Origin of the sequence: Alloalcanivorax gelatiniphagus (genome assembly GCF_005938655.1) — a bacterium.
Classification (GTDB): domain Bacteria; phylum Pseudomonadota; class Gammaproteobacteria; order Pseudomonadales; family Alcanivoracaceae; genus Alloalcanivorax; species Alloalcanivorax gelatiniphagus.
Genome location: NZ_VCQT01000001.1, coordinates 116,550 through 132,940 on the forward strand (window position 1 = coordinate 116,550; position 16,391 = coordinate 132,940).

General features: G+C 65.8%; 15 protein-coding genes and 1 other RNA gene. 7 read left to right on the plus strand and 9 right to left on the minus strand.

Going from position 1 to position 16,391, the window contains the following annotated elements; genetic code table 11:
• Nucleotides 1-4 precede the first annotated feature (4 nt).
• The 6 genes from FGS76_RS00545 to ssrA form a co-directional block, all read right to left on the minus strand.
• On the minus strand, nt 5-1,288 hold the full coding sequence (locus FGS76_RS00545; RefSeq protein ID WP_138770679.1) for a TRAP transporter large permease: 1,284 nt from the start codon (nt 1,286-1,288) through the stop codon (nt 5-7).
• A 4-nt stretch (nt 1,289-1,292) separates the two neighbouring features.
• Complete coding sequence (locus tag FGS76_RS00550; RefSeq protein WP_138770680.1) at nt 1,293-1,799, minus strand: TRAP transporter small permease; 507 nt, start codon at nt 1,797-1,799, stop codon at nt 1,293-1,295.
• 21 nt (nt 1,800-1,820) lie between these two features.
• Entirely contained in the window at nt 1,821-2,819 is a 999-nt protein-coding gene (locus FGS76_RS00555) for a TRAP transporter substrate-binding protein (protein WP_138770681.1), read from the minus strand.
• A gap of 395 nt (nt 2,820-3,214) precedes the next feature.
• The gene (locus FGS76_RS00560) at nt 3,215-4,807 is read right to left on the minus strand and encodes a gamma-glutamyltransferase family protein (RefSeq protein WP_138770682.1); all 1,593 of its coding nucleotides are present in this window, start codon (nt 4,805-4,807) and stop codon (nt 3,215-3,217) included.
• Nucleotides 4,808-4,816: 9 nt separating this feature from the next.
• Nucleotides 4,817-5,650 (minus strand): sulfite exporter TauE/SafE family protein, encoded by an 834-nt coding sequence (locus tag FGS76_RS00565; RefSeq protein WP_138770683.1) that lies wholly within the window; start codon nt 5,648-5,650, stop codon nt 4,817-4,819.
• Nucleotides 5,651-6,170: 520 nt separating this feature from the next.
• Nucleotides 6,171-6,528: a transfer-messenger RNA gene (gene ssrA, locus FGS76_RS00570) on the minus strand.
• Nucleotides 6,529-6,798: 270 nt separating this feature from the next.
• Between ssrA and FGS76_RS00575 the strand changes: the two genes are divergently transcribed.
• Nucleotides 6,799-7,089, plus strand: coding sequence for a hypothetical protein (locus FGS76_RS00575; RefSeq protein WP_138770684.1), 291 nt, complete (start codon nt 6,799-6,801; stop codon nt 7,087-7,089).
• 81 nt (nt 7,090-7,170) lie between these two features.
• On the opposite strand, the gene smpB is transcribed toward FGS76_RS00575, so the two are convergent.
• Nucleotides 7,171-7,647, minus strand: coding sequence for an SsrA-binding protein SmpB (gene smpB / locus FGS76_RS00580; RefSeq protein ID WP_138770685.1), 477 nt, complete (start codon nt 7,645-7,647; stop codon nt 7,171-7,173).
• A gap of 163 nt (nt 7,648-7,810) precedes the next feature.
• On the opposite strand from smpB, the gene FGS76_RS00585 reads away from it, so the two are divergent.
• Both FGS76_RS00585 and FGS76_RS00590 read left to right on the plus strand, forming a co-directional pair.
• The gene (locus tag FGS76_RS00585) at nt 7,811-9,211 is read left to right on the plus strand and encodes a sodium-dependent transporter (protein WP_138770686.1); all 1,401 of its coding nucleotides are present in this window, start codon (nt 7,811-7,813) and stop codon (nt 9,209-9,211) included.
• Nucleotides 9,204-9,503, plus strand: a complete 300-nt coding sequence (locus FGS76_RS00590) for an RnfH family protein (RefSeq protein ID WP_205717136.1) — start codon at nt 9,204-9,206, stop codon at nt 9,501-9,503. Before FGS76_RS00585 ends, FGS76_RS00590 begins: the two co-directional genes overlap by 8 nt.
• Nucleotides 9,504-9,591: 88 nt before the next feature.
• Here the strand turns inward: FGS76_RS00590 and FGS76_RS00595 are convergent, their stop codons facing one another.
• Entirely contained in the window at nt 9,592-10,089 is a 498-nt protein-coding gene (locus FGS76_RS00595) for an outer membrane protein assembly factor BamE (protein ID WP_138770688.1), read from the minus strand.
• 109 nt (nt 10,090-10,198) lie between these two features.
• Here FGS76_RS00595 and fur point away from each other — a divergent pair, with 109 nt between their 5' ends.
• Nucleotides 10,199-10,609: a ferric iron uptake transcriptional regulator gene (fur, locus tag FGS76_RS00600; protein WP_138770689.1), complete on the plus strand. Its 411-nt coding sequence runs from the start codon at nt 10,199-10,201 to the stop codon at nt 10,607-10,609.
• 138 nt (nt 10,610-10,747) lie between these two features.
• Here fur and recN read toward each other — a convergent pair whose 3' ends face one another.
• On the minus strand, nt 10,748-12,418 hold the full coding sequence (gene recN, locus FGS76_RS00605; RefSeq protein WP_138770690.1) for a DNA repair protein RecN: 1,671 nt from the start codon (nt 12,416-12,418) through the stop codon (nt 10,748-10,750).
• Nucleotides 12,419-12,576: 158 nt separating this feature from the next.
• Here recN and hrcA point away from each other — a divergent pair, with 158 nt between their 5' ends.
• The 3 genes from hrcA (at nt 12,577) to dnaK (ending at nt 16,371) form a co-directional block, all read left to right on the plus strand.
• Nucleotides 12,577-13,626 (plus strand): heat-inducible transcriptional repressor HrcA, encoded by a 1,050-nt coding sequence (gene hrcA / locus FGS76_RS00610; protein WP_138770691.1) that lies wholly within the window; start codon nt 12,577-12,579, stop codon nt 13,624-13,626.
• 100 nt (nt 13,627-13,726) lie between these two features.
• A complete protein-coding gene (gene grpE / locus FGS76_RS00615) occupies nt 13,727-14,308 on the plus strand; it encodes a nucleotide exchange factor GrpE (protein ID WP_138770692.1) in 582 nt (193 codons plus the stop codon).
• 140 nt (nt 14,309-14,448) lie between these two features.
• The gene (gene dnaK / locus FGS76_RS00620) at nt 14,449-16,371 is read left to right on the plus strand and encodes a molecular chaperone DnaK (RefSeq protein WP_138770693.1); all 1,923 of its coding nucleotides are present in this window, start codon (nt 14,449-14,451) and stop codon (nt 16,369-16,371) included.
• The last annotated feature ends 20 nt before the right edge of the window (nt 16,372-16,391 follow it).

Genomic DNA, 16,391 nt, shown 5'->3' on the forward strand with positions numbered 1-16,391 from the left:
TCGATTACATGCCCGACACCACGGTGCGGGGCAACCACAGGCTGATTTCCGGGAACAGATTCACGATCAGCAGCGCGATCAGCGCCAGCCATACCAGCGGCAGCGCGCCGCGCACCGCTTCCGAGTAGCGCACCTCGCCCAGGCCGCTGGCCACGAACAGGTTCATGCCGAACGGTGGGGTGAACATGCCGATGGCGCAGTTCACGCACAGGATCACGCCCAGATGCACCAGATCGATGCCCACCGTGCGGGCGACGGTGACGATCAGGGGTACCAGGATAATCACGATCGAGTTGGGGTCCAGGAACATGCCGGCGATCAGCACCACCAGGTTGATCAGCAGCAGCAGGGTCCAGGGGTTGTCGCTGAGCGCCAGCAGACCGCTGGCGATGGTTTCGGTGATGCCGCTGGTGGTCAGGTACCAGGAGAACGCCGCCGCCGCCGAAATGATGATCATCACCTGGGCGGTGACCACGGCGCTGTCCACGCATACCTTCCACAGCGACGACAGGTCCAGCTCCCGGTACACGAACAGGCCGACGAAGGCGGCGTAGGCCACCGCCACCGCCGCCGCCTCGGTGGGCGTGAACACGCCGCCGTAGATGCCGCCCAGGATCAGCACCGGAATCGCCAGCCCCCAGGAAGCTTCGCCCAGGGCGGAAAGAAGTTCTTCCAGGCCCGGCCAGGGCTGCGGCTCCAGGCCATCGCGGCGGGCCCGGTAGAAGCAGTAGCCGAAGAACACCGCGCCATAGACCAGGCCGGCGCCCACCCCGGCCATGAACAGGGCGCCGATGGACACCCCGGCCACGGCGCCGTAGACGATCATGAAGATGCTCGGCGGAATAATGATGCCCAGGGCGCCGGTGGCCATCAGCAGCCCGAGGGTGAATTTCTTATCGTAGCCCTGCGCGGTCATGGTCGGCAGCATCATGCGGCCGATGGACACCACGGTGGCCGGGCTGGAGCCGGAAATGGCGCCGAAGAACATGGAGCCGGTAACGGTGGTCATCGCCAGCCCGCCGCGCATGGGACCCACCAGCAGCATGGCCACGCGCAGAATGCGCTGGGACAGGCCGCCGGTGCTCATCAGGTTGCCGGCCAGAATAAACAGGGGAATGGCCATCAGCGGAAAGCTGTCCAGGCCGGAGAACATGCGCTGGATGATCAGCATCAACGGCGTGCCGTTTTCCAGGTGCAGGCCGATGAACACCGCCAGCAGCAGCGCCACGAAGATCGGCAGGCCCACGGTGAGCAGGCCGGATACCATGAAAAAGAAGCTCGCGCCCATATCGTTACCCCGCCAGCACCGGCGCCGGTTCCCGGACCGGCCGCCGGCGCAGTATGCGCACCAGGGATTCCGCCAGGCGGATCAGCATCAGCACGCCGCTAACCGGAATCGCCAGGTAGAACCAGTACATCGGCGCCTCCATGGCCGGTGACACCTGCCCGAAGCGGTACAGGGTCTGGACCATGGCGGTGCCGTACCACACCAGCAACCCGGCCAGCACCGCGCACACCAGGGTGATCAGCAGTTCCAGGACGGTGCGGGCGCGGCCGGGCAGAATCTGGCGCAGCACATCAATGCTGATATGGGCGTCCTTGCGGAACGCCAGCCCGCAGGACAGGAACACCATCCAGATGATGGCATAGCGCACGCTTTCCTCCGCCCAGCTGAAGGAGGTGTTGAACAGGGCGCGGGCGGTGATCTGCACGCACAGCATACCGGCGGCGAACAGGATCAGACTGCCCACCGCCGCCGCCTCCACCTTGGCCAGCCCGCGGCTGAATCGTTGCCACATGATGATGCTCCCCGGCCGCCGTTACTGGCCGGCGCTCAGACGGTCCAGTTCCTGGCGGGTGGCCTGCATCAGGTCCTCGCCGAGAACGCCGCCGAACTCTTCATAGACCGGCTCCATGGCGTCGCGGAAGTCCTGCTTCTGCGCGTCGCTAAGCTCGATCACCTCGGTGCCGCCGGCGGCCTTGATGCCGTCCAGGTAGCCCTGCTCACGGGCAGCGGAACGCTGGCGCTGGTACTGGCCGGCCTCGCGGGCGGCTTTGGTCAGGATCTGCTGCTGCTCCTTGGGCAGGCCGTCGAACCACACCTTGCTGAAGATAAAGGCGGTGCCCAGGTAGCCGTGGTTGGAGAGCATCAGGTAGTCCTGCACCTCGTAGAACTTCATCTGCGAGATCGACACCAGCGGGTTCTCCTGGCAGTCCACCACGCCCTGCTGCAGGGCGGTGTAGGTTTCGGAGAAGGCGATCGGTACCGGGTTGGCGCCCACCGCCTTGTACTGGGCGATCAGCAGCGGGCTCTCCATGACCCGGAACTTGGTGCCTTTCAGGTCGGCGGGCTCGTGCACCGGCTTGTCGCAGGTCATCTGCTTGAAGCCGCTCTCCCAGAAACCGGCGGGCTCGAAGCCGGCGGCGCGCAGGCCGGCCAGCACCTGTTCGCCCACAGGGCCGTCCAGGAATTCATAGGCCACCTCCCGGGAGGGGAACAGGAACGGCAGGTCGATCAGCTGAAGCTGCTTGTTGAAGCCGCTCAGTTTGGCGGTGGGGATGGGTGCCGCCTGCACCGCGCCGAACTGCATTTGCTGGGCCACCTGCACGTCGTCGCCGAGGGCGTTGTTGGCGTAGATCTTGACCTGGATGGCGCCGCCGCTGCGCTCCTCCACCAGTTCCTTGAAGCGCTCGGCCCCTTCCTGCTGGGCACTGTCCTCGGGGAGGTCATGGTGCAATTTGACGACGGTGGCGGCCTGGGCGCCCAGGCCGAGCAGGCACAGGGCCAGCACGGCGAGCGAACGGGTAACACGGATCATGGAGCGTCTCCTGCCAGAGTGGGATAAGGACAGGAAGGACAGAGCAGGCTTTGTGCCAAAATCGTTTTTTCTTATGCAACAATGGGTTAGGTATTTATTGAAGACAATAAAAGTCCCCAAACGGTGCACGGTGCCCCGAATGTATACACAGCAGTCGGGTGGGGGGTGTTGTAGGAGCGGCTGGGCGGCACTCCGCTTTAGCCGCGATTTCCTCGGGAGCCACCTTCATCGCGACTGAAGTCGCTCCTACATCCAAGGCACGGAAGGCACCCACGCAGAGCTGCGCCCCGGCTGGAGCGAGATTTCCCGCCGAAGCGCGATGGACCAAAAAAAGGCGACGACCGGGGGGCCGGGCCGTCGCCGAGGGGGTTGCTCTTTAAGGCGGGGCGGGGGCGTCAGAGTGTCGCTACCACCCCGTCGCTGCGCGGATCACTGGCGCCCTCGATCACGCCATCCGGGTGCCGCACCACGGCGCCGGCATGGCCCATGGTGTCGCTGAAGTCCTGGTCCAGCACTTCCACCTGGTGGCCGGCGTCGCGCAGTTGCTGAACCAGCCGCGCCTCGAAGCGGGCTTCCAGTTTCAGGCTGGTGCTCTCATCGCCCCAGGTGCGGCCCAGCAGCCAGCGCGGCGCGGTGACCGCCTGCTGCAGGGGTTGATCGAACAGGCCATAGCGGCTGAACACCGCCGCCTGGGTTTGCGGCTGGCCTTCGCCACCCATGGTGCCGTAGACCATGGTGCGGCCATCGTCGAAGCGGGCCATGGCCGGGTTCAGGGTGTGGAACGGCTTGCGACCCGGTTTCAGGGCCTGGGGCGCGTCCGGGTCCAGGGAGAAGCTGATGCCCCGGTTCTGCCACAGCACCCCGGATGAGGGCAGCACCACGCCGGAGCCGAACTCCCAGTAGATGCTCTGGATAAAGCTGGCGCTGCGGCCCTCGCGGTCGATGCAGCCCATCCAGATGGTGTCGCCGGGCAGCGCCGGCTGCGGCCAGGGCAGGGCGGTGGCCGGGTCGATGCGGGCGGCCCGTTCGGCCAGGTCGGCGTCGGTGAGGAAATCCGCCGGGTCCACATCCATGTAGGCCGGGTCGGTGCAGTGCCGGTCGCGGATCAGGAACGCCTGCTTGGTGGCTTCCACCAGACCGTGCAGATGGTCGAAGCCCTCGCCCTTGGTAACGCCCAGGCGGTCGAACAGGCCCAGGATCATCAGCGACGCCATGCCCTGGGTGGGCGGCGGCTGGTTGTAGAGGGTGGCGTTGCGCAGCCGGGTGGAGAGCGGTTCCACCACCCGGGCGTGATAGGCGGCCAGGTCCTCGCGGCTCACCGGGCTGCCCACCCGGGCCAGGTCCTCGGCCATGGCCGAGGCCAGTTCGCCGCGATAGAAATCGTCCAGCCCGGCCTTGCCGAGCCGGGCCAGGGTGTCGGCCAGGGCGGCCTGGCGCAGGATGCGACCCTCGGCGGGGGCCTGGCCGTCCACCAGGTAGCTGTCGGCGAAGCCGGGCACGTTCCCCAGCTCCGGCAGCTTGGCGGCGGTGAGGGCGGCCTGGCTCGGGGTCACGGCGATGCCGTCCCGGGCATGGCGGTGGGCGTCTTCCAGCAGCCGGGTCAGCGGCAGGCGGCCGCCCCACTGGCTGGCGATTTCCCCGGCCCGCTGCCAGCCGCTGATGGTGCCGGCCACGGTGAGGGCGGCCAGCGGGCCCCGGGAGGGGATCACGTCGTGGCCGCGGCTGCGGTAGAAGTCCACGTCGGCGGCGGCGGCCGCCGGGCCGCAGGCCTCGATGGCGCGGGGCGCCTGGCCGGGCTCCGCCAGCAGCCAGAAGCCATCGCCACCGATGGCGTTCATGTGCGGGTAGACCACGGCGATGGCGGCGGCGGCGGCGATCATCGCCTCGGCGGCGTTACCGCCCTCGCGGAGAACGTCCCGCCCGGCCTGGGCGGCCAGGTGGTGCGGTGCGACGAAGACGCCGCCCAGGGCGCGTTTGGTGTGCAGCATGTCGTTTCCTCAGAGCAGCCCGTAGAACATCCGCAGGGATGTGATGAACAGGAACAGCGCGAACGCCTGACGCAGGCGGGTGGCGTTGATGGCGTGGGCCAGGCGTGCGCCCACCGGGGCCATCAGCATGGTCATCGGCACGATCAGGATAAAGCCGATCAGGTTCACATAGCCCACCGTGAACGGCGGCCGTCCCGGATCGTCCATGCCGTGCAGCAGAAAACCGATGGCGCCGGGCACGCTGATAAACAGCCCGATGGCGGCGGCGGTGCCCACCGCCTTGTGAATCGGATAGTTGAACAGGGTCAGAATCGGCACCGTCAGGGTGCCGCCGCCGATGCCCATGAGCGTGGAGAAGCCACCGATCACGGTGCCGATCAACTGCTTGAACGGCGTCGGTGGAAGATGATCGGCCAGGGCCACGCCCTTGGTGCGGAACGCCATGTTGGCCGCCACCAGCAGGGCCACGGCGGCGAAGATGGCGGTCAGGGCGGTGCCCCCCAGGTAGCCGCTCAGCCAGGTGCCGATCAGCACGCCGACCACCAGCGCCGGGCCCAGGGTCTTGAGCAGGGAGAAATCCAGGTTGCCCTTGGACGCGTGGGCCCGGGACGACATGATCGAGGTGGGGATGATGGTGGCCAGGGAGGTGCCCACCGCCACGTGCATTTTCACTGATTCGTCCACGCCCAGCAGAGTGAACAGGTGGTAGAGCACCGGCACGATGACGATGCCGCCGCCGACCCCCAGCAGACCGGCCATGACACCGGCGATAACACCGGTGGCGAGCAGGGCAACCACCAGGCCCGCCAACCAGGCGGCGCTGTATTGATCCAGGAATTCCAAGAGGTGACTCCTCTGACTGCGTGTTGTTGTGCCGCCCGGTGGTGCCCGCGAGAGGGCCTTCCCCAGGTTGCGGTGGGCGGTTTTAGGGCTTGGAGCAAGTTACGTGCCGTTCTTGTATACACGGGTTTTGGTAGGAAAGTGAAGGGTTTGGGGGTATTCAGGGGGTGAATGTTGGGGCTTCATAAGATTGATGCACTTTTTTGGTGCGAGTTTTGGGGTGGGTGGGTGGTTTGGGGGCAGGTTGGGGTGGTGGTTCCATCGCGTCTTTTGGCGTTGGCGTTGGGATCGGGGTCGAGCGAGCGGTTCTATGGGTGGGAGGTGGCGGGCCGGCGGCGGGAAGGTGGCCGGATCGCTTTTGGCGATTCGGCCATCCCGGCCTTTGGCCGGGACCGTCCCCGCGGGGCGGGGACGTCCTGCGCGAAGCGGTGCTTCGCTTGTCGAACCCGGACTTGGCTCCTCAGCCAGCCGCCTCCACCAAACACAAAAAAGGCCAGCCCGTAGGGCCAGCCTTTTTTGTGTTTGGTGGAGGCGGCGGGAATCGAACCCGCGTCCGCCAGCAATCCGCCTGTGGATCTACATGTTTAGTCTAGTCTATTGATTTAAGTGGCTGCGGCCCGACCGACAGGGCGCAGTCACCGAGTCCCTAAGAGTTTTAACAGCGCCGTCCGGGACGGACTTTGCCGCGAGCCTGTGTAGCGATGCTCGCCGCACTTCCCCACAGGCTGGGTCGTTTGGCGATAAGCGGGGTTTAAGCCGCTAGTGCGTAAGTATCGTCGTTTGCGATTACTTTAGTATGCCACAAGGGATTTACGAGCATTGTGACCCTACTCGACATGCACCACAGGTTTCTATACCGGCGTCGAAGCCATGTCGCCCCCTGTGATCGGGCTATTGTAGGAGATGGGGGCGGTGTGGGGAAAGGCAAGGGGGCGCTCGGGAGGTAAAAAGTTTCAGGAAAAAGAGCGGGTTACCGGCTTTTTGAATCCTTTGTCCTACAATCGGACCCGTTTGCCATCCAATGGTCATTACTTGTGCGCATTATCAAGCTACAGCGAGCCCCCATTCCGATGACAAAGCCGGCCGCTGATCCCGATCGTTCAAGGCCCTGTGCAGGCATACCCACGGGCCCTCAAAAGGAGCATGAGACTATGAAAGCGATCTTTCGATCAGTCGTGGAAGTTGTCGAGAAAAGCCTGGCGCCGGTCACCGCCCATCCGTTGCTGGCCCGTAGCCTGGGGTTGATCCTCACGGTGGCGTTGTACGCCGGCGGTATCGCGGCGGTGCTGGCGGTGAGCGGGGAGGCGCGGATTCCGGCGTTGCTGTTCGGGGTCTACTTCCTGCCGGCGGTGTTGCGCGCCTGGCTGCAGCTGTACTGGCTGGTGCGGGATGACCTGCGCGGCTGGCGGCGGCGCCATGGGCGTACCGGTAAGGCGTTTTAATTGGCACTGCTGAATCGCGGCTGAAGCCGCTCCTACGACAGCTCTGTAGGAGCGGCTTCAGCCGCGATCAATGTCCGCGCCTCAGTGCTGGCGCAGAATCCGCTGCTTCTGCCGGTTCCAGTCGCGTTCCCGCTCGGTGGCGCGCTTGTCGTGCTTCTGCTTGCCCTTGGCCAGGGCGATGTCCAGCTTCACCAGACCCCGTTTCCAATGCAGGTTCACCGGCACGCAGGTGAAGCCCTCTTTCTGCACGCCGCTGAAGACCTTGGCCAGTTCCTTGCGGTGCAGCAGCAGCTTGCGGCTGCGCTGCGGGTCCGGCACGAAGTGGGTGCTGGCGGTGGGCAGGGGCTCGAAGCGGGAGCCGAACAGAAACGCCTCGCCGTCCTTGAGCAGGATATAGGACTCCGTCAGGTTGCCTTTGCCGGCACGCAGGGATTTCACTTCCCAGCCTTCCAGCGCCAGACCTGCTTCGAAGAACTCTTCCAGGTGATAGTCGAAACGCGCCTTGCGGTTCTGTGCGATGGCGCTGTTGGTCGACGTTTGTTTTTTCGCTTTGCCCATGGGGCGGCGATTATAGAGAGAGCCAGGCGTTAAGGCGAGCGTAGCGCCGGCGAAGTTGTTAAACCTGGTCAATGGCGCCAGCGCGGGTGAGTGTTCACCGACCTCTCTTGAGGGGGCCGGGGAAAATCAAGACAATGGCGGCACTGCGTCGAGGGGTTATCCGATGAACGAAACGAGCAAGCCGGTCCATGGCATGTGGACCAGCCGGTGGGTCTTTATCCTGGCGGCCACCGGCTCCGCGGTGGGGCTGGGCAATATCTGGCGGTTCCCGTACATCACCGGGGAGTACGGCGGCGGTGCTTTCGTGCTGCTGTATCTGGCGTGCATCGCCCTGATCGGCGTGCCGATCATGATCGCCGAGGTGACCCTGGGTCGCCGGGGCGGCCTGAGCCCGATCCATTCCATGGGGCGGCTGGCGGAACAGAGCAAGGTGAGCCGGCGCTGGAAGGGCATCGGCTATCTGGGGGCGCTGTCCGGCTTTCTGATCCTGTCGTTCTATTCGGTGGTGGCCAGCTGGGCGCTGATCTATGTGTGGGAAGCGGTCCGTGGCCTGTTCCAGGGCATGACCGCCCTGCAGTCCCAGGGCAATTTCGAGGCCATGCAGGCCAACCCCTGGCTGATGCTGGGCTCGCACAGCCTGTTCATGGTGCTGACCATGGGCGTGGTGGCGCTGGGCGTGAAGCGCGGCCTGGAGCGGGCGGTGGAAGTGCTGATGCCGCTGCTGTTCGTGCTGCTGCTGGTGCTGATCGGCTACGCCGCCACCACCCCGGGCTTCGCCCAAGGGGTGGCTTTCCTGTTCGCCTTTGATTTCTCCAAGCTGTCCGGTGAGGCGGTGGTGATCGCCCTGGGGCAGGCGTTCTTTACCCTGAGCCTGGGCATGGGCGCGATCATGGCCTACGGCGCCTACATGCCCCGCGAGATCAAGAACAAGAAGACCGGCCGCTCCCGGCCGGTGTCCATCGCCTCCTCGGTGGCCATCATCGCCTTGCTGGACACCCTGGTGGCGCTGGGCGCGGGCCTGGCCATGTTCCCGCTGCTGTTCACCGGCAACCTGGAGCCGGCCCAGGGGCCGGGCATGATGTTCGTGACCCTGCCGCTGGCGTTCGGCCAGATGCCCGGTGGCGTGCTGTTCGGTTCCCTGTTTTTCGTGCTGGTGGTGTGCGCCGCCTGGACCTCCTCGATCTCCCTGGGCGAGCCCATGGTGGCCTGGCTGGTGGAGCGGGGCAAAAGCCGCTGGGCCGCGTCGCTGCTGGTGGGCGGCGCCGCCTGGGTGCTGGGCGTGGGGTCGGTGCTGTCGTTCAACCTGTGGAAGGAGCACACCTTCCTGATGGGCACCTTCTTCGACAATATCGAATTCCTCTCCACCAGCATCCTGCTGCCCTTGGGCGGCCTGTTGATCGCCCTGTTCGCCGGCTGGGTCATGAAAGAGACCCAGGTGCGCAAGGAGCTGGCCATGAAGAGCTTCGCGCTGTACATGGTGTGGCGAGCGCTGGTGCGGATCTTCTCGCCGCTGGCGATGATCGCGGTGATCGCCTATGCCCTGTGGTCCGCCACCCGTGGCTGACACCATCCGCGTGGAAGTGGTCCATGCGCTGCCGGACCGGCAGCGCCTGATCGCCCTGGACGTGGCGCCGGGCACCACCATGCTGGAGGCGGCCCGTCAGTCCGGTATCGCCGGGCAGGTCGAGGGGCTGGTGCTGGAGACGGCGCCGATGGGCATTTTCGGCAAGGCCGAGCCGGAGCCGGCGCGGCGGGTGCTGGAGGACGGGGAGCGGGTGGAGATTTACCGGCCGCTTACCGTGGACCCGAAAGCCGCGCGGCGGGCCCGCGCCGAACGGGCCCGCAAGGGCCGCTGACGGCGGGGCCCGCTTCAGGAGCGGGGCGGTGTTTTCTGGCGGCGTTCCAGGAGCGAGGCAGCGGCTTTATGAGCGCGGCAGCGGCGTTCTAGGAGCGAGGCAGCGGCACCGTGGTCGCTTCCGGGGTGCTCTGCGGTGCCGCCGGGTCCGGCTCGGGGTCGCTGAGCGGCTCCTGATCGACGGTACCGCCGTCGCGGCGACGGTCCTCGGCGCGCAGTTCCAGCTCCCGGTCGCGGCGGCCGGAGGTGCGCTGGCGCACATCAGGCAGGGCCTCGCCCTCATAGCGGCTGTACTGGCCACCTTCGAAATACACCACCACCTGCTGTTCCACGGTTTCCGCCTTGCCGGGCTGATAGCGCAGCAGGTAGAACCAGGTGTCGGCGGTGAAGGGGTCGGTGAGAGTGGGCGGCCCCAACACGAAACGTACCTGTTCCGGGGTCATGCCGGGCTCCAGCTCGGCCAGCATATCCTGGGTGACCACGTTCCCCTGGGGGATATCGACGCGGTACACCCCGGGGAAGCGCAGGGAGCTGCAGCCGGCCAGAAGGGCGGCGAAAAGCAGGGAAACGAGAATGATCCTTGGCATGATGTTTCGACTTGGCATAATGTCCGGGCGATAATACAGACTTGTCTAAGGGGAACAAGGTTCCTCGTGGAATCGAGAATCCCCGCTGGCGGCATACGGAGCAATTATTTTGGATAATCAGGATCTTAGGAAAGCGGGCTTGAAGGTGACCCTGCCGCGGATGAAAATTCTGCAGCAGCTGGAATCCTCCAAGGAACGGCATCTCAGCGCCGAGGACATCTACAAGGCACTGATGGACGCCGGCGAGGACGTGGGTCTGGCCACGGTGTACCGGGTGCTCACCCAGTTCGAACAGGCCGGCATCGTGCTGCGGCACAACTTCGAGGGCGGTTCGGCGGTGTTCGAGCTGGCCGACGAGGAGCACCACGATCACATGGTGTGCATGGAGTCCGGCGAGGTGATCGAGTTCCTGGACGAGGAAATCGAGAAGCGCCAGCACCGCATCGCCGAGGAGCACGGTTACGAGATCGTCGACCACTCCCTGGTGCTGTACGTGCGCCCCAAAGCCGGTAGCAAGTAAAGCCGGTAACAGTAACACCGCTTCACCCCAGCCAGCCTTTGCCACGGCCTCCGCCGTGGCACGCCGCCAGCCAAGCCCTTGATCGTCAGCCCGGCCCGCCCTCGCGGTGCGCCGGGCGCTCGGCGTTGGCGCGCCGGTTCAGGCCACCTGCTGGCCCTTGTCCAGCATTTCCCGGGCGTGGGCGCGGGTGGAGGCGGTGATCTCCACGCCGCCCAGCATCCGCGCCACCTCTTCCACCCGGGCGCCCTGGTCCAGGGGCTGGATGCGGGTGTGGGTGGTGTCCTTGCCCTGCAGCTTGTGAACCTGCCAGTGCTGGTGCCCCTGGGCGGCCACCTGGGGCTGGTGGGTGATGCACAGCACCTGGGCGTGCTCGCCCAGTTCGCGCAGCAGGCGGCCAACGATTTCCGCCACGCCGCCGCCCACGCCCACGTCCACTTCATCGAACACCAGGCTGGGCACGGTCAGGTTGCGTGCGCAGATCACCTGGATCGCCAGGCTCACCCGGGACAGCTCGCCGCCGGAGGCCACCTTGGCCAGCGCTCTTGGCGGCTGCCCCGGGTTGGCGGAGAAGCGGAATTCCACTTCCTCCAGGCCGTCCGGTCCCGGCTTGCCTTCCTCGACCACGGTTTCCAGGCGGGCGGCCTTCATGCCCAGCGCCTTGAGCTGCTTCTGCACCTCCCGGGTCAGGGTGGTGGCGGCGTCCCTGCGCCGGCGGCCCAGGGTCTGGGCCTTTTCCATATAGGCATCGCGGGCGCTCTGCTCGGCGCTGGCCAGGGCTTCCAGGTGTTCGTCGAAATGCTCCAGGGTGTCGGCCTCGCCGGCCAGCTTTTGGTGGTGTTCCACCAGCTCCTCCGGGCGCAGCCGGTGCTTGCGGGCCAGGCTGTAGGCCTGGCCCAGGCGCTCTTCCACCTGGCTCAGGCGCTGCGGGTCCAGGTCCAGCTTCTCCAGGTAGTGGCGCAGATCCTCGGCGGCGGCTTCCACCTGCAGGCGGGCGGATTCCACGGTATCCAGCACCCCGGCCAGGGCGTCGTCGCTGGCGCGGGCCTCTTCCACCCAGTGGCTGACCTGGCCCAGGTGATCGTTGACGGTGCCGTCGTCGCCGTCATAGAGGGCGGTGACCGCCTGCTGGCACAGCCGGATCAGGGCCTCGGCGTTACCCAGCCGCTGCTGTTCCTGCTCAAGTTCCGCCAGTTCCCCCTCGGCCAGGGCCAGGGCGTCCAGTTCCTCCAGCTGAAAACGCAGCAGTTCCTGGCGCTCGGTTTGTTCCCGGGCGCTGGCCAGGGCGTCGTCGTGGGCGCGCCGGGCGCGCTGCCAGTGGCGCCAGGTCTCGCGCACCTCGCCGGCCAGCTCGCCGGCCTCCGCCAGGCTGTCGAGCAGGGCGCGGTGGGTTTCCTTGCGCAGCAGGGCCTGGTGTTCGTGCTGACTGTGGATGCTGATCAGGTGGTCGCCCAGGTCGCGCACCTCGGTGAGCGGCGTGGGCGTGCCATTGATATAGGCCCGCGAGCGGCCATCGGCGCGCACCGTGCGGCGCAGCAGGCATTCGTCGCCGTCGTCCAGCTCCCGCTCGGCGAGCCAGGCGCGGGCGGCGGCGTTGTCGCCGAGATGGAAGGTGGCCAGCACCTCGGCGCGCTCGCAGCCCGGGCGCACCACGGCGCTGTCCGCCCGTTCGCCCAGGGTCAGCGACAGGGCGTCGATAATCACCGATTTGCCGGCGCCGGTTTCGCCGCTGATCACGGTCAGCCCGGATTCCGGTTCCAGCTCTAGCTGGTCCACGGTGGCGAAATGGCGAACACTGAGATGGGTCAGCATGGACTGTCCTTCTGGCCAGTATTGTCGGGATAGTAGGCGATTCCCGGCGCCAGTGTAAGCCCCCGGCGGCGGATCGACGCTGCCGGGTGCGTAATGCGCGGCGGGTGCGTAGACTGAACGCCGCGTTATACTGAAACGTCTTTCCTGGTATTTGAAGCATGGCCCGGCTGGAACTGAACGAACGCAAACAACGATTGTTGATGGCTCTGGTGGAGCGCCACATCCGCCACGGCCAACCCGTGGGCTCGAAAAGCCTGGCGGGCGGGGGCGGCCTGCAGGTCAGCCCGGCGACCATCCGCAATATCATGGCGGAGCTGGAAGAGATGGGGCTGCTCACCAGCCCGCACACCTCCGCCGGACGCATTCCCACCGAGCGCGGCTACCGCCTGTACGTGGACACCCTGCTGGCTTCCACCGCCATGGAAAGCCCGGACAATGCCCGCCTGCGTGACGAACTGCGCCAGCTGCTGGCGCCGGATCAGTCGCCCCAGGCGCTGGTCTCCCAGGCCTCCCGCACCCTGGCCGAGCTGACCCGCATGGCCGGGCTGGTGGCGGTGCCGCGCCGCGAGGTGACCACTCTGCGTCAGGTGGAATTTCTGCCCCTGTCCGGCCAACGGGTGCTGGTGGTGCTGGTGGTGAACCGCTCCGAAGTGCAGAACCGCATCATCCAGACCGGCCGCGAGTACGGCGAGATCGAGCTGCGCCAGGCCGCCAACTACATCAACCACACCTATGCCGGCTGCGACCTGGACAGCATCTGCGAGGGGCTTTTGAGCACCATGGACGCGGACCGCGCCCAGCTTGATGAGCTGATGCAGACCACCGTGGACATCGCCGGCAAGGCCCTGCGGCCGGAGAACAAGGACTCGGACTACGTGGTGTCCGGGGAATCCAATCTGCTCGACAGCGCCGAAGCCGGCGGTATCGAGAAATTGCGCGATCTGTTCGAGGCCTTCAACCGCAAGCGCGACATCCTTCATCTGCTGGAACGCAGCGTCAAAGCCGACGGCGTGCAGATTTTCATCGGCCGGGAGTCCGGCTATCAGCCGTTCGAGGAATACTCCCTGGTGTCCGCGCCCTACAAGGTCGATAACGGCCCCATGGGCGTGCTCGCCGTGGTCGGCCCCACCCGCATGGACTACGAGCGGGTGATCCCCACCGTGGACATCACCGCCCGCATTCTGTCCGCCGCCCTGACCCAGCTGTAACACCGGCGCCAGCGCCGGTTCCCGCCACGGCCCTTGAATCCCGCCGTGCCGTTCCCATATCTTTGCTCGCTTTCCCGCAACCGGGGACTTTGGAGTGGATATGAGCGATCAGGACAAACAAAAGCAGGGCCACGATCAGCCCGAGGTGAACGAACAGGCTCCCCGCGAGGAGCCGGAGATCGTCGAGGAAGACGCCGAGGCGCCCACCGCCGAGCAGGAACTGGCCGAGGCCCGTGAGCGCGTGGCCCGCCTGGAGAAGGCGCTGGCCGAGGCGGATTTGCGCGCCCAGGCGGAAATGCAGAACGTGCGTCGCCGCGCCGAGCGGGACGTGGAGAGCGCCCACAAGTTCGCGCTGGAGAAGTTCGCCGGTGATCTGTTGCCGGTGGCCGACAGCCTGGAACGGGGCCTGTCCACCCTGGACGCGAACGACCCGACCCTGCAGCCCGCCCGCGAGGGGCTGGAACTGACCCTCAAGGTGCTGCTCGATGTGTTCGCCAAGTACAACCTGGAGCAGATCGATCCCCAGGGCCAGCCGTTCAACCCGGAACACCATGAGGCCATGACCATGGTGCCGGCGCCGGACGCGGAGCCCAACAGCGTGATCGAAGTGCTCGAAAAGGGCTATCAGCTCAACGGTCGTCTGATCCGCCCGGCACGGGTGGTGGTCAGCAAGGCCGGCTAGGTGTCGCGGGTCCGGCCCCGGCCGGTTCGCGGCACTCTTGAAAAGCGCAAGCCAGCCGCCATATAGCTGGCAAGTCAATAAGGTTCAGCTGTCCGGGCGGCCTGAAGGGGTCCGGACCGTGTGAAGGAGAATGGAACATTATGGGTAAGATCATTGGTATCGACCTTGGCACCACCAACAGCTGTGTCGCTGTCATGGAAGGGGACAAAACCAAGGTAATCGAAAACGCGGAAGGCGCGCGTACCACGCCGTCCATCATCGCCTACACCGAGGACAACGAAATCCTCGTCGGTCAGGCCGCCAAGCGTCAGGCGGTGACCAACCCCACCAACACCCTGTACGCGGTCAAGCGTCTGATCGGCCGTCGTTTTGACGACGACGTGGTGCAGAAGGACATCAAGATGGTGCCCTACAAGATCGCCAAGGCCGACAACGGCGACGCCTGGGTGGAAGTGAAAGGCGAGAAGCAGGCGCCGCCGCAGATTTCCGCGCAGGTCCTCAAGAAAATGAAGAAGACCGCGGAAGACTACCTCGGCGAGGAAGTCACCGAGGCGGTGATCACCGTACCCGCCTACTTCAATGACTCCCAGCGTCAGGCCACCAAGGACGCCGGCCGCATCGCCGGTCTCGAGGTCAAGCGCATCATCAACGAGCCCACCGCCGCGGCCCTGGCCTATGGCCTGGACAAGAAAGGCGGCGACCGCACCATCGCGGTCTACGACCTGGGTGGTGGTACCTTCGACATCTCCATCATCGAGATCGCCGAAGTGGACGGTGAGCATCAGTTCGAGGTGCTGGCCACCAACGGCGACACCTTCCTGGGTGGCGAGGACTTCGACCTGGCGATCATCAACTACCTGGCCGACCAGTTCAAAAAGGACTCCGGCATCGATCTGGGTGGTGACGCCCTGGCCATGCAGCGCCTCAAGGAAGCCGCCGAGAAAGCCAAGATCGAGCTGTCCTCCGCCGAGCAGACCGAGGTCAACCTGCCGTACATCACCGCCGACCAGACCGGTCCCAAGCATTTGGTGGTGAAGCTGACCCGCGCCAAGCTGGAATCCCTGGTTGAGCAGCTGGTGACCCGCTCTTTGGAACCGTGCAAGACCGCGCTCAGCGATGCCGGCGTGAAAGCCGCCGACATCACCGACGTGATCCTGGTGGGCGGTCAGACCCGCATGCCGATGGTGCAGAAGAAAGTGGCCGACTTCTTCGGCAAGGAAGCCCGCAAGGACGTTAACCCGGACGAAGCCGTGGCCATCGGCGCCGCCATTCAGGGCGCGGTGTTGTCCGGCGACGTAAAAGACGTGCTGCTGCTGGACGTGACCCCGCTGACCCTGGGCATCGAGACCATGGGTGGCGTGATGACGCCGCTGATCGAGAAGAACACCACCATCCCGACCAATGCGTCGCAGGTGTTCTCCACCGCCGAGGACAACCAGACCGCGGTGACCGTGCACGTGCTGCAGGGTGAGCGTAAGCAGGCCGGGCAGAACAAGTCCCTGGGTCAGTTCAACCTGGAAGACATTCCGCCGGCACCGCGCGGCGTGCCGCAGATCGAAGTGACCTTCGACATCGACGCCAACGGCATCCTGCACGTGGGCGCCAAGGACAAGGCCACCGGCAAGGAACAGACCATTCAGATCAAGGCGTCTTCCGGCCTGTCCGATGACGAAGTCGATCAGATGGTCAAGGACGCGGAAGCCCACGCCGACGAGGACAAGAAGTTCGAGGAGCTGGTGCAGGCGCGTAACCAGGGCGACCACCTGGTGCACGCCACCCGCAAGACCCTGGAAGAGGCCGGCGACAAGGCCACCGAGGAAGAGAAGGAGGCCATCAACAAGGCCATCGGTGAGCTGGAAGAGGCGCTCAAGGGCAGCGACAAGGACGATATCGAGGCCAAGACCAAGGCGCTCACCGAGGTATCCGGTGCCCTGGCGCAGAAAATGTATGCCGAGGCCCAGCAGGCCAGTGACGGTGCCGCCGACGCCGGCCAGCAGCAGGCCGCCGGTGACGACGTGGTCGACGCCGAGTTCGAGGAAGTCGACGACGATAAGAAGAAGTGATTGAGGCCCCACGCCGGGCG

Coding starts and splice junctions, on each gene's coding strand:
- FGS76_RS00545 (WP_138770679.1), bottom strand. CDS start 1,288: ATGGGCGCGAGCTTCTTTTTCATGGTATCCGGCCTGCTCACCGTGGGC.
- FGS76_RS00550 (WP_138770680.1), bottom strand. CDS start 1,799: ATGTGGCAACGATTCAGCCGCGGGCTGGCCAAGGTGGAGGCGGCGGCG.
- FGS76_RS00555 (WP_138770681.1), bottom strand. CDS start 2,819: ATGATCCGTGTTACCCGTTCGCTCGCCGTGCTGGCCCTGTGCCTGCTC.
- FGS76_RS00560 (WP_138770682.1), bottom strand. CDS start 4,807: ATGCTGCACACCAAACGCGCCCTGGGCGGCGTCTTCGTCGCACCGCAC.
- FGS76_RS00575 (WP_138770684.1), top strand. CDS start 6,799: ATGAAAGCGATCTTTCGATCAGTCGTGGAAGTTGTCGAGAAAAGCCTG.
- smpB (WP_138770685.1), bottom strand. CDS start 7,647: ATGGGCAAAGCGAAAAAACAAACGTCGACCAACAGCGCCATCGCACAG.
- FGS76_RS00585 (WP_138770686.1), top strand. CDS start 7,811: ATGAACGAAACGAGCAAGCCGGTCCATGGCATGTGGACCAGCCGGTGG.
- FGS76_RS00595 (WP_138770688.1), bottom strand. CDS start 10,089: ATGCCAAGGATCATTCTCGTTTCCCTGCTTTTCGCCGCCCTTCTGGCC.
- recN (WP_138770690.1), bottom strand. CDS start 12,418: ATGCTGACCCATCTCAGTGTTCGCCATTTCGCCACCGTGGACCAGCTA.
- hrcA (WP_138770691.1), top strand. CDS start 12,577: ATGGCCCGGCTGGAACTGAACGAACGCAAACAACGATTGTTGATGGCT.
- grpE (WP_138770692.1), top strand. CDS start 13,727: ATGAGCGATCAGGACAAACAAAAGCAGGGCCACGATCAGCCCGAGGTG.
- dnaK (WP_138770693.1), top strand. CDS start 14,449: ATGGGTAAGATCATTGGTATCGACCTTGGCACCACCAACAGCTGTGTC.